Origin of the sequence: Streptomyces sp. NBC_00582 (genome assembly GCF_036345155.1) — a bacterium.
Lineage (GTDB): Bacteria > Actinomycetota > Actinomycetes > Streptomycetales > Streptomycetaceae > Streptomyces.
In genome coordinates, this window is record NZ_CP107772.1 from 5,726,446 (window position 1) to 5,739,025 (window position 12,580).

Consider the following 12,580-nt stretch of genomic DNA (forward strand, 5'->3'; position numbering starts at 1 on the left):
ACCTACCTCAGCCGATTCACAGGGGGGCGCATGCCAGCCACATCCCAGCCGGACCCCAGTCGCAGACGTCGTACGTACCGGATGCTCGCGGCCGCCGCCACGCTCGCCACCACGGGCGCGCTGGCCGCCGCTCTCCCGGCGGACGCCCACGACGCGCACCACGGCAAGCCGCTGCCGAGCCGCTACCAGGACGTGCAGTTGCTGTCCTTCAACGACCTGCACGGCAACCTGGAACCGCCGTCGGGCTCGTCCGGCCGTGTGACGGAACTGCAGGCGGACGGCACGACGAAGACGATCGACGCGGGCGGTGTCGAGTACCTCGCCACGCATCTGCGGGAGGCCCGCAAGGGCAACGCCTACTCGATCACCGCGGCCGGCGGTGACATGGTCGGCGCGTCCCCGCTGATCTCGGGCCTGTTCCACGACGAGCCCACCATCGAGGCGCTCAACAAGCTGGACCTGGACGTCACCTCCGTCGGCAACCACGAGTTCGACGAGGGCGCGAAGGAACTGGCCCGGCTCCAGTACGGCGGCTGTCACCCGACGGCCGGCTGCTACACGGACAAGAAGTTCAAGGGCGCCGACTTCCCGTACCTGGCGGCCAACGTGCTGAGCGAGAAGACCGGCAAGCCGATCCTCGCGCCGTACTGGGTGTGGAAGAAGAAGGACGTCAAGATCGGCTTCATCGGGGTGACCCTGGAGGACACGCCGGGCGTCGTCTCCGCCGAGGGCGTCAAGGGCCTGAAGTTCAAGGACGAGGTCGAGACGATCAACAAGTACGCCAAGGTGCTGCAGCGCCAGGGCGTGAAGTCGATCGTGGCGCTGATCCACGAGGGCGGACAGCCGGCGTCGGGCGCGTACAACTACAACTGCGACTCCCCGGGCGCCGGTGACGGGATCTCCGGCCCGATCGTGGACATCGCGAAGAACATCTCCCCGTCGGTGGACGCGCTGGTCACGGGCCACACGCACGCCGCGTACGTCTGCACGATCCCGGACCCGGCGGGCAACCCGCGCATGGTCACCTCGGCCGCGTCCTTCGGCCGTCTCTACACGGACACCACGCTGACGTACGACCGGTTCACCGGCGACATCGCGCGGACGTCCGTGAAGTCGGCGAACCACGTGGTCACCCGGACCGTCGCCAAGGCGCCGGACATGACCGAGCTGATCGGCAAGTGGAACACCCTCGCGGCGCCCATCGGCAACCGTGCCATCGGCTACATCTCGGCCGACGTGCCGAACACGGGCACCGAGTCCCCGATGGGCGACCTGATCGCGGACGCGCAGCTCGCGTACGGCAAGAGCCTCGACGCCGAGACCGACCTCGCGCTGATGAACCCGGGCGGTGTCCGGGCCGGTCTCACCTACGCGGCCAAGGGCAGCGAGGGCGACGGCGTGGTGACGTACGCCGAGGGCTTCACGGTCCAGCCGTTCTCCAACACCGTGAATCTGCAGGACTTCACCGGCGCCCAGCTCATCCAGGTCCTCAAGGAGCAGGTCAGCGGCAGCAACGCGAGCGCGCCGAAGATCCTCCAGCCGTCGGCGAACCTGACGTACACCCTGGATCTGACGAAGAGCGGCGCCGACCGGGTCGTCACCGACTCCATCAAGCTGAACGGCGCGGCCGTCGACCCGTCGGCCACCTACCGCATCGCCACCAACAGCTTCCTGGCGGGCGGCGGCGACGGCTTCACCACCCTCGGCCAGGGCACGAACGACCTCGTCGGCACGGACGACCTCACCGCCCTCGAGCAGTACCTGACCGCCAACTCCTCCGCCACCGGCCCGATCACCCCGCCGGTGGCGAACCGGATCACGATCGTGCAGTAACCCGAGCCTTCTCGTTCGACGAGGCCGCCGCGTCACCGACGCGGCGGCCTCGTCGTGTGTGAGGACCTGTGGCGTAACTCTTGTTTTAAAACCTGTGTAAGTCCCCGGGTGGTTCCCGATTCCATCTGAAAACTTGTCTCAGCCGCAATTCATCGAGGTCTCAGCGGAATTGGCTTTTTCTCCGCCCGGCGTCCCGTAGTGTTTTCCATGTCGAAAGCGAACGACGCGAAAGCGAAGAGCGCGAACACTGTGAACGGAGAACGTCATGAGCTTCCACAAGATCGCCCCGGTCAAGAAGACCCGCAAGGCCGCTCCGGCCCCGGCTCCGAAGCCCGCCGCCAAGAAGAAGGCCGTGAAGCAGGTGACTCCGAGGCGCCGCCCGGTGTCCCATAAGGACTGACACCGCACCCGGAACTGTTGCAAATCTGCGACAAATAAAAACCACCTAATACCCGCCTGGCAATAAGAGAGGTAATTCCCATGAGCTTCCACAAGATCGCCCCGGTCGCCAAGAAGAAGACCGAGAAGAAGGACTGCAAGCCCGCCGCCAAGAAGAAGGCCGCCGCCCAGCCCGCGCCGAAGCGCCGCCCGGTCGCGCACCAGGGCTGACGGGTCGCCACGAGGCGGGGCCACCCCCGGGTGGTGGCCCCGCCTCGGGCATGCACCGAACCCGCACGGAAGGAGAGCCGTCGATGTTGAGGGAAGCCCGTGAGGCCTTCCGCCGCTTCTGGCCGCTGACCCGCGGCGACCGCAGGTGGATGCTGGCGATCGTGGCCTGCGTGGTGGTCTCCGCGCTCGCCGAGACCGCCTCCATCCTGCTGTTCGCCCAGCTCACCGACAACGCCCTGAAGGAGGGCTCGCTCTCCGCGTTCTGGGAACCGGCCGGCGCCTGGCTGGGCGTGGCCGCCCTCGGCGCCCTCGTCGGCTACCTGGGCAACTCACTGGCGACCTGGACCGCCGAACGCTTCGTGCTGCGCCTGCGCGCCCGCACCTTCGCCCATGTCCAGGGCCTGCCCCCGCACTTCTTCCAGAGGCACCGCCAGGGCGACCTGGTCGAACGCCTGACCGGAGACGTGGAGGCGATCGAACAACTCGTGGTGTCCGGCGTGGTGGGCACGGTCTCCGCCGCCTTCTCGGCGCTCTTCTACTCGGCCGCCGCCCTGTACATGCGCTGGGACCTGGCCCTCGCCACCTTCCTCCTCGCCCCCCTCTTCCTCCTGGCCGCCCGCCGCTTCTCCGGCCGGATCAAGCAGGCCTCGCGGGACGAACGGGTCGCCGACGGCGCGATCACCTCGGTGGTGGAGGAGTCCCTCGGCAACGTCGTCCTGACCCAGGCGTACAACCGCCGCGCCGACGAGGAGCGACGCCTGGACCGCGAGGCCCGCGCCTGGATGCGGGCGAGCGTGCGCGGGGCGCGGCTGAGCGAGATGTACGAGCAGTTCGTCGAGGTAGTCGAGACCCTCTGCGTCCTCGCGGTGATCGGCCTGGGCGTCTGGGAGATCTCGGCGGGCCGGATGACCCTCGGCACCCTCCTCGCCTTCGCCGCGTTCATCGGCTACCTCTATCCGCCGGTCCGCAGCCTCGGCCGACTCGGCCTGACGGTGACCGCGGCGACCGCCGGCGCGGACCGCATCGCCGAGATCCTGGACGCGCGCCCCGCCGTCGAGGACCCGGCCGCCCCCGTCCCCACCTGGCCCGTCCACGGCCACATCGCCTTCCACGGCGTCGGCTTCACCTACCCCGACACCCCTCGCCCCTCCCTGACGGACATGACCTTCACCGCCTCCCCCGGAGAACTGATCCTGGTCACGGGCGCGAGCGGAGCCGGCAAGTCCACCCTCGCCAAGCTCCTCACCCGCTTCTACGACCCCGACGCGGGCGTGATCACCCTGGACGGCGTCCCCCTCACCGACGTACCCCTGGAGTTCCTCCGCGAGAACGTGGCCCTGCTCCCCCAGCAGACCCTCGTCCTCAACGGCACGATCCGCGAGAACATCGAGTGCGGCCGCCCCGGCGCGACGGACCGGGAGATCGAGGACGCGGCCCGGGCGGCGGCGGCCCACGCCTTCATCACCGCCCTCCCCGAGGGCTATGCCACCCCCCTCGCCCCCGGCACGGCAGCCCTCTCCGGCGGCCAGCTGCAACGCATCGCCATCGCCCGCGCCATGCTCCGCGCGGCCCCGGTCCTCGTCCTCGACGAACCCACCGCCGGCCTCGACTCGGTGGCCGCCCGCCAGATCGTCCAGCCCCTGCGCCGCCTGATGTCCGGCCGTACGACGATCATGATCACCCACGACCTCAGCCTCGCCCCCGAAGCCGACCGCATCCTCCTGATCGACCACGGCCGCCTCCTGGCCACCGGCCCCCACAACGACCTGATCACCCACTGCCCCGCCTACGCCCACCTCACCGAACCCTGGCCGACATCCCCCACCACCGCCCCCCACCTGGCGGAGGACACGTTGGTCCTGCGCCTCTGACCGTCGAACCGGTTTGCGTCAGCCCCCGTCCAGGAGTCTCCCCTGACGGGGGCATATTCAGGGTTTGATCACTCTTCGTAGTGATGGGGACGGTGTGCGACGGGATTGTCGCCCTGTATGAAGGGGGCCCACTCGGCCCCACAGGAGACGACCCGCATGAGCGCGTTCCCGACCAAGCACGGATCGGCCACCGTCCTGGCCGCACTGGCCCTCGTCCTCTCGGCGACGCCGACCCACGCGACCTCGGCCGCCACCACCGTGGGCCTGCCGGGCGGCAACAAGATCGCGATCAACGCCTGGCACTGCGCCGTCTACGTGAACGCCTGTGACTGGCGGGCGTCCACGACGATGTCCGGCCTGAACCCCAGGAAGGCGCAGTGGATCCAGAACCGTGCCGAGTTGGAGGCGCACGGCGTCGGAGGCTCCCTCCAGATCTCCCAGAACCCCGGGGCCACGCTGACGGTGATCAGCAAGGCGCTGGCCGAGGTGCGCTGGAAGAACACCAACGCGAGCATCGCCGACACCTGGGGGCAGGTGCGCCCCAGCAAGACCACGATGTACGTCTCGACCCGCAGTTGCGGCACCGCCCAGGTGACCGGCGCGATCAAGGTCAGCGAGAAGTGCGCCTACGCGGGCGCCTCTTGAGCTGTGCCGGGGCGGTCGTGTCCGCGGCCCTGCTGGGCTCGTGCGTTCCCCCCGCCGAGCCCGGGGCGCCGCGGTCCACGGTCGCCCGGCAGCTCGATCTGCTGGTCAGCAGCGCCAACGGCTATCACTATCCCCCCTTTCTGCGCGAGCAGCCGGCCGCCCCCGAGCAGCAGTTCTACGCCCTGCGGACGCTGAGCGACCTGGGGCGGGAGCCCAGGATGCGGGTGTCCGCACAGCGGGTCGCGGAGCTGCGCCGGGAGGCGCTCGCCTCCTCTCCGCTGTGGGGCCGCGCATGGCTGGTCCCACTGCTGCGGGCGGGCGCCGGGGAAGCGCTCGGCGCGGGCGATGCGCAAGCCGTAGGGAAGCTGAGGGCCAAGGGCGGCTGGTACGTCGACACCGCGCTCGGCCGGGACGGGGACGCGGCCCTGCTGGGCGCGACCTGGGCCGCCGTCGAGGTCCTCGACGCCCTCGGCCCGGAGGCCGCGCCCTCGCGCGCGGACCGGTCCTCGACCGTCCGCTGGCTGCGGTCACTCGCCCGCACGCCCCGACCGCTCGACCAGAGTGCCGCGCTGGCCGGCGCCCTGCGGTTGCTGGGCTCACCCGTGCCCACCGCGCTCACCACGACCGCCCCGCCCCGAACGGACGACTGGGCGACCCTGACCCCCGAGACCCGCGCGCAGCGGCTGGCCGACACCTACTACCACGTCCTGGTCCAGGAGGCGGCGGGCCGTCGCCCCTTGCTCGACCGCGGGATCTGGGAAGCGGTCCTGAGGGACGGCGCGGCGACCCTGCCGTACGAACACCTGTACTACGTGGTCCATGTGCTGAGGGCCGCAGGGGCGGAGGACGCTGTGTTCGCGCCGGTGGTCCGGCGGCTGGAGGGAGCACGGCTCGAGGACGGGACCGTCCGCGACCCCGCCGCCTACCTGGGCAATCCCGACGCCTCCCTCTTCGTGGAACGTCTGCGGACGCTCGCGGGCCGACCGCGAAAGGATCAGCGGCTCCTCGCGGCACTCGACCGTGACGAGAGGTCCGGCCGGGCGAGTCAGGAGCCTGCCGAACGGCTGGCCCGTGCCGCCCTGCGCGCCGTGGCGGCGGGCGGCGACCCCGCGGGCGAAGAGGCGCGACGGCTCTGTGCCGACCCGGCCGTGCTGCCCGCCACCGTGACCGAGCACAACGCGACCCTGTGGCACCGCACCCGGCTCAACTGTCACGACGCGGGCGTGCGAAGCCGCCTCCCGGCAGTCCACCGCTGGGCCACGGACACGTCGCAGGGCGTGGTCGCGGCCGCCACCGTCGCCGTGGGCTTCGCGGACTCGGGCGCCCGCGACGCCGTACCGCAGTGGATCACGGCCGAGAGCCTGAAGCGGTGGGTCCGCACCCCCGAACGGTTCGTCTCCGTCTACGACTACGTCCTCGTCGTACGGGCGCACGCACTGCTCGGCGGGGTGACGGACGCCGCTCTGCGCGAGGCGCTCGGGCGCGGGGTCACGCCGTACCGGGGCTGTCCCGGCCTGCCCGATCTCTTCCAGGTCGGCCGGGGCGACCGGGCCTGTGACCTCAAGACCACCTGGGGAGTGTGGAGTCTGGACCACCGGTTGCACGACGCCATGGGCTGGACGCCGGCCCGCATCCCCGCGACGACGGAGCACACGGAGTGAGAGGGAGCGCGATGGGTGAACTGCTGCGGGCGCGGGGCGTGAGCAAGTCGTACGCCCTGCGCGGACGTCACGTCGACGTCCTGCGCGAGGTCGATCTCGACGTCCGAGGAGGGCAGGTCACGGCACTCGTCGGCCGTTCCGGATCGGGCAAGACCACCCTGCTGCACATCCTCGGTCTGCTGACGACGCCGGACCGGGGCACGGTGTTCGTGCAGGACGTCGACACCTCCGGGCTCGGCGACGGCGCCCTCGCCGACCTGCGCCGCTCCCGACTCGGCTTCGTCTTCCAGTCGTACAACCTGCTGCCCCAGCACTCTGCCCTGCGCAACGTCCTCCTGCCGTACACCGGCCGCCGCTCCGCGGGGGAGGCACGCGCGCGTGCGCTGCTCGCCCGGGTCGGTCTCGCCGAGCGGGCCGGGCATCTGCCCGGTGAGCTGTCCGGCGGCGAGCAGCAACGCGTCGCCCTGGCCCGCGCCCTGGTCAACGACCCGCCCGTCGTCCTGGCCGACGAGCCGACCGGGAACCTCGACGAGGCGAGCGAGGACGTACTGCTCGGCCTGTTCCGCGAACTCGCGGACGAGGGCCGGGCGATCGTGCTCGTGACGCACAATCCGGTCGTCTCGCAGGCGGCGGACGTGGTGCACCGGCTGGGCGAGGGCGCGACGGCCACCGAGAGGAGCACCGCGTGAACGTCTTCGCCCTGGCCGTGGCCAACGTCCGTGCGCTGCGGCGGCGGTTGTACGGGCTGGTCGCGCTGGTCTCCGTCACCGGTGCCGTCTGCCTCGGCGCGCTGGGTATCGCCGACCGGGCGCAGGGCGCCGCCGACTCGGGGGTCAAGGAGAGCGCCGCCAACCGCAGCATCACCGTCGACCGGCCCGACGGCCGCCCCGGCACCCCGCAGTTGACCGATGCCACGGCCGCACGACTGGCAGAGCTTCCCCATGTGGAGTCGGTGCAGCACCGCGCGCAGGTCTCGTTCAGCGTGCGGACGGAGACCGGGGACGCGATCCTCCTGTACGCGACCACACATCGGGCGGCCCTGCCGCCGCCCGTCACCGGGTCCGTGCGCAAGGCCCTCTTCCCGCTCCGGCCGGGCGAGATCGTCGTACCGGCGACATCCCAGGGCGCCGACCTGGGCCAAAGGCTCGGCCAGGACATCGAGATCGAGACCACCCGTTACGTACGGCCCGGTGAGGGCGTCGGTGTCACCCGGCACGCGCGTCTCGTCGGTGTCTACGACCCGGCCTGGCAGCTCGACGGCCCGGACGCCGCGTACGCCGCCGACCCGGACGTCGTGACCTGGGCGGCGGACCGGGCGGGGGAGCCGGCCGACCGGTACCTGAGCACCGTCGGCTACGACCAGCTCACCGTCGTCGCGCGGGCGGCGGCCGACGTCCCCGGCGTCATGAAGTCGGTCCAAAGCCTCGGCTATCCGGCGGTCACCCTGCGCCAGCAGCTCGACGCGCTGCCCGGCGTGCTCCACCTGGTGGAGTTGGCCGGCCAGGTCCTGCTCGGTGTTCTCGGAGTGCTGGCGTTCGCGGGCGCGGTGACGGTGACGGGTGCGCTGGCGCGGCAGCGGGCCCAGGAGATCGGCGTCCTCAAGGCGGTCGGGTTCCGTACCAGGAGTGTGCTGATCCTGCTGGTCACGGAGATGGCCCTCGCCGGTGCGGTCGCCGCCCTGGCCGGCACGGCCCTCGGGGCCCTGTTCGGCGCCGTCGGCGCGGCCCTGCTGCGGCGCAGCGCGGACCTCGCCCCGTACACGACCGGCCGGGTACCGCTGCCGACGGCCGGAACCCTGCTCACCCTCGTGGTGCTCACGGTGCTGGTCGTGGCGGGCGGTGCCCTGGGGCCGGCCCGCAGAGCCGCGCGGATGTCCCCGACGGACGCGATGAAGGACTGGTGAGAGCGGTGGCGGCGGAAGCGCGGGCCCAGCGGCCTCGGCCGTGTACGGGACGGAGAAGGACGGCCGGTCTTCTCTCCGCGCTCGGTCTTCTCGCGATGGTCGGTCCGGTCGCGGCGTGCTCCGGGCCGGGCGGGGTGGAGCTGGGCCACGACTGGGCGGGGGCCTCGACGTTCGCGCTGGTCAGGGTGGACGGGCTGGTGACGGTGGTGGGGATCGACGGGGAGCGGGCGAGGGCGGAGAGCCTCGCGGTCGTACCGCAGCAGGCCGACGACACCGACGCGGTCGCTCCGCGGCTGGTCCGGCTCGGGGACGGGCGCTGGCTGGTGACCGTGCCCCGCCGGAGCGGCGGGCCGGACCGGCGGTACCTGGTGAACCGTACCGATCACGTCCTCGACGGGATGGCGGGGGACACCCGGCTGCGGCTGGTGCTGCCCGCCCGGACGCGGGTGGCCGAGGTGGCCGGGCTGCCGGACCTTCCCGGCGGGCACTCGAGCGTGCTGGTCAGGGACCCCGGGGACTGGTCCGTGCGACGGAGGTTGAGCGTGGCCGGCACCGTCGGGCTCGTCGCCTCCGACACCGGCTCCGACACGGTCTGCCTGGGCGGTGAGGCCGGGGTGACCGTCGCGGATCTGCGGAGTGGTCGGGTGCGGGCCGTGGCCGGCTCGGCGGGGCCGGACGTCACGGGGCTCGCCTGCCCGGGCGGCCGTCCGGTGGTCGTGCGGGCCCGGCCCTCGGACGGGGGCGCCGTCCGGGCCGCCGTGACCCGGACCGCCGGCGCGACGACGGTCTCCGTCACCGGTGGGCGGGTGGACGCAGTGGCCGCCCGTGGCACGACGGTGGTGATCGCCGTGGCAGCCGGGGGCGACACCGAACTCGTCGAGATCGACACCGTCGGCGGCGGTGAGCGGCGCCGTGCCCGGATCGGGGGCCTGGCCGCGTCGCAGGCGCTCGCAGCCGATCCGGCCGGGTGGCTGCTCTTCTCCGAGTCCACGGTGACCAGGGTGGATCTCGGCACGGGCGGACGTCGGCGGTTCGCCCTGCCGGGAACTCTGCTCGCCCCCTGAACCGGTCCGCACCCGGCGGCCGTTCATCCCTCGCGCAGTATGTACCCCAGCCCCCGTACCGTCTGGATCAGGCGGGGGTGGCCGGTGGTTTCCAGTTTTCGGCGGAGGTACATGACGTAGACGTCGAGGGTGTTGGAGGTGGGTTCGAAGTCGAAGCCCCAGACGTCGTGGAGGATCTGGGCGCGGGTGAGGACCTTCGCGGGGTTGCGGAGGAGGTATTCGAGCAGGGTGTACTCGGTGCGGGTGAGGTCCAGGGGGTGGCCCGCGCGGGTGACCGTGCGGGTGGAGTGGGTCATGACGACGTCGTGGAAGACGAGGGTGTCGGGGGGAGAGGGGGGCGGTGGGGAAGGGGTGCGGCGGGTGGCCCGGCGCAGGAGGGCGCGGACGCGGGCGAGGAGTTCCTCCACGGCGAAGGGTTTCATCAGGTAGTCGTCGGCGCCGTTGTCCAGGGCGACGATCCGGTCGCCGACCGCGTCCCGGCCGGTGATCATGAGGATCGGGACCGTGGAGCCGGAGGCACGGATGCGGCGGGTGGCGGCCAGGCCGTCGAGGCCCGGCATGGTGACGTCCATCAGGACCAGGTCGGGTGCGCCGCCGGGGGCCGCGATCAGGTCGAGGGCGAGCCGTCCGTCGTCGGCGAGGACGGTCTCGTAGCCCTCGAACCTGAGCAGTCTGCCGATGCCCTCCCTGATGTCCGCGTCGTCGTCGGCGAGCAGGATCCTGCCCGCCGCGTTCGTCGTCGTGCCCGCTTCCGTTCCCCTCACCGTCTGATGCACCATTCCTTCACGGTGGGGCGGAGGGCTGTGGCTGAGCTGGCAGAGGGGTGTGGCTGGGCTGGGATCAGGAGGCCGACGGCGTCCAGTCGCCGAGCCAGTCGGAAACCTCCTGGTCGGCGGCCTGGGCATCGGTCAGCTGCGGACGGTTGCTGCTCGCGGCGCCCGCGCCGGCGCCGGTGTTCTTGTACTCGGCGAAGCGGTCGTCCTTCCAGGAGAAGCCGCCCATGTCGGACCAGGGGGTGGACTTGATCGCCGCGCCGAGGGTGGTGTTGCGGACCGTGGTCTGCGGGTCGACCGTGGTGTCGCCGCCCGGGTGCCAGTTGCGGCCGAGGAAGAAGGAGACCGAGGTCACGTCTCCGTTGACGGTCGAGCGGTTGATCAGGATGCCCTTGCGGCCCGCGGCGGTGCTGGGGGCCGTGACATAGCCGGCGCTCGTGCCGTTCCAGCGCTTCTTCAGCGTGATGACGGACTTGTCGATGACGGCGGTGGCCCGGCCGAAGATGAAGTCGACGTTGCCGGTGATGTAGGAGTTGCTGATGTAGACCCGGCCGACCTTGTCCTTGGCGGCGCTCTCCATCTCCAGGGTGTCCTGGTCGCCGTTGACGATGACCCCGTCGAGCACGATCCGGTCGGCCTGGGTGAGCAGGGCCACCGCCTGGTTGGCGATGTCCTGGTGCTTGGACTCGTCGAAGTCGTTGGTGACGGTGAGGTTGCGGACCTGGGAGTCGTCCGAGAGGACGGAGACGGTGGCGCTGCCGGGGGTGCCGTACGTCCCCGAACCGTCGGGCCTGGTCATGCCGGCCGCGTTGCCGTAGACGATCGTGGTGTCCTTGCGGCTGCCGCCGCTGCCCTGGATGGTGACGTGCGGCTTGTTCGCGGGGACCTTCACGACCTCGCGGTACGTCCCCGGCTTCACGGAGATGACGACCCGCGAGGTGTTGTTCGCCGGTACGGCGTCCACGGCGGCCTGGACCGTCCTGTACTGGCCGGTGCCGTCGGCGGCGACGGTGAGGGTCGTGGCCGCCGCCGACTTGACGGTGCCCGTGCTCGTGGCCGTGGTCGTCCCGAGGGTGCTGCGGGGGCCGGCGCCGGACCTGAGGAGCGAGGGGACGTCGGCCGTCTTGTCCAGGGTGTACGCGTAGTACTTCCTGGGGTCCCAGGCCGCGCCCGAACCGCCGCTCTCGTTCTTGCCCGTCGTCCCGGAGAACACGTTGCCGCGCTGGACGAGGGTGGCGGTGGCGTCGCGGACGACGGGGTTGGTCAGGCCCTGGAAGGAGGAGTTCTCCAGGATCATGTTGGTCCTGCCGCGCGCGTAGTTGCCGTACGACGACTTGATCTCCGTGCCCGCCACGTCCTCCAGGAAGTTGTTGTAGAGGTGCGCGTGGGCGACGTTGTCCGTGGACGGGTTGCGCTGCTCGGTCTCGCGGATCCAGTTGTGGTGGATGGTGATGTCCGCGGTGACGTTGTCCGTCCAGCCGATGCCGAAGGCCTTGTTCTCCTGGCTGAGCCTGTTCCAGGAGACGGTCAGGTAGGTGGTGTCCTTGCGGCTGTCGATCAGACCGTCAGCCATGTGACGGATGTCGTTGTGGTCGATCCAGACGTGGTGGGCGCCGTCCATCTGGATGCCGTCGTAGTCGTGTTCCTTGTCGTTCCAGACACCCTGGTACGCGTCCCGGATCGTCAGGTTCCGGATGATCACGTTGTGGACGCCCTGGCCGAGGAAGAAGCCGCCGCCGACGATCTGCCCCGCCGTCCCGGAGCCGATGATCGTCTTGTTCGACTGGACCTTGATCTCCTTGCCGACCGGGTCCATGTTGATCGTCGCGGCGACGACGATGACGTACGGCTCGGTGGCGGTCGCGTACTTCTCCAGGTCGGCGAGGGTCTTCACGGTGACCGTCTTGCCGTCCCGGCCGCCGTACGTCCCCTTCTGGCCCAGCGCGTCGACCGAGGCGAAACCGTCGGCGGTGGCGGTGGCCCAGGCGGGCGCGGTGGTGGCCGCCGACGCCTTGGTCTGCGCGTCGGCGCCGAACAGGCCCAGGTCCGTGCCGTACGCGAGGGTGCCGGCCGCGGTCAGCGCGAGCGGGATGCCCGCGGCGAGTGCGGTCCGGCGCTTGCGGTGACGGGGCTGTGAGCCGGTGCGGGGCGCGCGGCGGGCTTCACTCATCTGCGGTGTCCGTTCCAGGAGGGGACCACCCGTGGGGGGTGCGGGTCGCGG

The 12,580-nt window shown here is 71.4% G+C and carries 11 protein-coding genes; 9 read left to right on the plus strand and 2 right to left on the minus strand.

Features of this window, described 5'->3' with window-relative positions; translation table 11 throughout:
- The first annotated feature begins 30 nt into the window (after window positions 1–30).
- From OG852_RS25590 to OG852_RS25630, 9 genes are all read left to right on the plus strand, one after another.
- On the plus strand, window positions 31–1,833 hold the full coding sequence (locus OG852_RS25590; protein WP_330349051.1) for a bifunctional metallophosphatase/5'-nucleotidase: 1,803 nt from the start codon (window positions 31–33) through the stop codon (window positions 1,831–1,833).
- Window positions 1,834–2,098: 265 nt separating this feature from the next.
- The gene (locus OG852_RS25595; RefSeq protein ID WP_330349052.1) at window positions 2,099–2,233 is read left to right on the plus strand and encodes a hypothetical protein; all 135 of its coding nucleotides are present in this window, start codon (window positions 2,099–2,101) and stop codon (window positions 2,231–2,233) included.
- A gap of 80 nt (window positions 2,234–2,313) precedes the next feature.
- On the plus strand, window positions 2,314–2,442 hold the full coding sequence (locus tag OG852_RS25600; RefSeq protein ID WP_330349053.1) for a hypothetical protein: 129 nt from the start codon (window positions 2,314–2,316) through the stop codon (window positions 2,440–2,442).
- Window positions 2,443–2,528: 86 nt separating this feature from the next.
- Complete coding sequence (locus tag OG852_RS25605; protein WP_330351493.1) at window positions 2,529–4,313, plus strand: ABC transporter ATP-binding protein; 1,785 nt, start codon at window positions 2,529–2,531, stop codon at window positions 4,311–4,313.
- A 156-nt stretch (window positions 4,314–4,469) separates the two neighbouring features.
- Window positions 4,470–4,958: a hypothetical protein gene (locus tag OG852_RS25610; RefSeq protein ID WP_330349054.1), complete on the plus strand. Its 489-nt coding sequence runs from the start codon at window positions 4,470–4,472 to the stop codon at window positions 4,956–4,958.
- Window positions 4,959–4,975: 17 nt separating this feature from the next.
- Complete coding sequence (locus OG852_RS25615) at window positions 4,976–6,619, plus strand: hypothetical protein (RefSeq protein WP_330349055.1); 1,644 nt, start codon at window positions 4,976–4,978, stop codon at window positions 6,617–6,619.
- An 11-nt stretch (window positions 6,620–6,630) separates the two neighbouring features.
- Window positions 6,631–7,308 (plus strand): ABC transporter ATP-binding protein, encoded by a 678-nt coding sequence (locus tag OG852_RS25620; protein WP_330349056.1) that lies wholly within the window; start codon window positions 6,631–6,633, stop codon window positions 7,306–7,308.
- Window positions 7,305–8,522, plus strand: a complete 1,218-nt coding sequence (locus OG852_RS25625; protein ID WP_330349057.1) for an ABC transporter permease — start codon at window positions 7,305–7,307, stop codon at window positions 8,520–8,522. Before OG852_RS25620 ends, OG852_RS25625 begins: the two co-directional genes overlap by 4 nt.
- 95 nt (window positions 8,523–8,617) lie before the next feature.
- Complete coding sequence (locus tag OG852_RS25630; RefSeq protein WP_330349058.1) at window positions 8,618–9,586, plus strand: hypothetical protein; 969 nt, start codon at window positions 8,618–8,620, stop codon at window positions 9,584–9,586.
- Between the two features lie 23 nt (window positions 9,587–9,609).
- Here OG852_RS25630 and OG852_RS25635 read toward each other — a convergent pair whose 3' ends face one another.
- Complete coding sequence (locus OG852_RS25635; RefSeq protein WP_133911890.1) at window positions 9,610–10,365, minus strand: response regulator transcription factor; 756 nt, start codon at window positions 10,363–10,365, stop codon at window positions 9,610–9,612.
- A 61-nt stretch (window positions 10,366–10,426) separates the two neighbouring features.
- A complete protein-coding gene (locus OG852_RS25640; protein WP_330349059.1) occupies window positions 10,427–12,529 on the minus strand; it encodes a pectinesterase family protein in 2,103 nt (700 codons plus the stop codon).
- Window positions 12,530–12,580 lie beyond the last annotated feature (51 nt).